This is a genomic window from Pseudoxanthomonas sp. SGNA-20 (genome assembly GCF_003931635.1).
Classification (GTDB): domain Bacteria; phylum Pseudomonadota; class Gammaproteobacteria; order Xanthomonadales; family Xanthomonadaceae; genus Pseudoxanthomonas.
Map to the genome: position 1 here is coordinate 1 of NZ_RRYK01000026.1, position 664 is coordinate 664.

Below are 664 nucleotides of genomic sequence, written 5' to 3' on the forward strand. Positions count from 1 at the left end.
CCCCGAAGCCTCAAATTGATTGCCGCTTTTCGAACTCTACCGGAGGCAGGCCATCGTTGTGCCCGTGCTGCCTGCGGGTGTTGTAGAACATCTCGATGTAGTTGAAGACGTCGGCCTTGGCCTCGTCCCGGGTGGCGTAGATCCGGCGCCTGATGCGCTCGCGCTTGAGGAGCTGGAAGAAACTTTCGGCGACCGCGTTGTCATGGCAGTTGCCGCGGCGGCTCATGCTGCTGACCAGGCCGTGGGCTGTCAGGAAATCCTGCCAATCGTGGCCGGTGTATTGCGTTCCCTGATCGGAGTGAATGAGCAGTCCGGCGGGCGGCTTGCGGCGCCACACCGCCATCATCAACGCCTGCAGCATCAGGTCGGTGTGCAGGGTCGATCCCATCGCCCAGCCGACGATCTTCCGGGAGAACAGGTCCATGACCGCCGCCAGGTACAGCCAGCCTTCGTGGGTGCGGATGTAGGTGATGTCGGTGACCCAGGCACGATTGGCGGCTACGGGGTCGAACTGCCGTGCCAGATGGTTGTCTGCGACCACGGCCGGCTTGCCTCCGCGCATGCCGGGTCGGCGGCGATAACCAACTTGCGCCCGCAAGCCTTCGCCACGCATCAGCCGGGCCACCCGGTGCTTGCCGCAGCGCTCGCCCAGATCACGCAAGTC

Annotated in this window: 1 protein-coding gene; it reads right to left on the minus strand. The window is 64.5% G+C overall.

What is annotated here, in order from left to right; translation table 11 throughout:
• Positions 1-10 precede the first annotated feature (10 nt).
• On the minus strand, positions 11-664 hold a 654-nt coding region (locus EIM48_RS15260; RefSeq protein ID WP_125112053.1), incomplete at its 5' end, for an IS3 family transposase.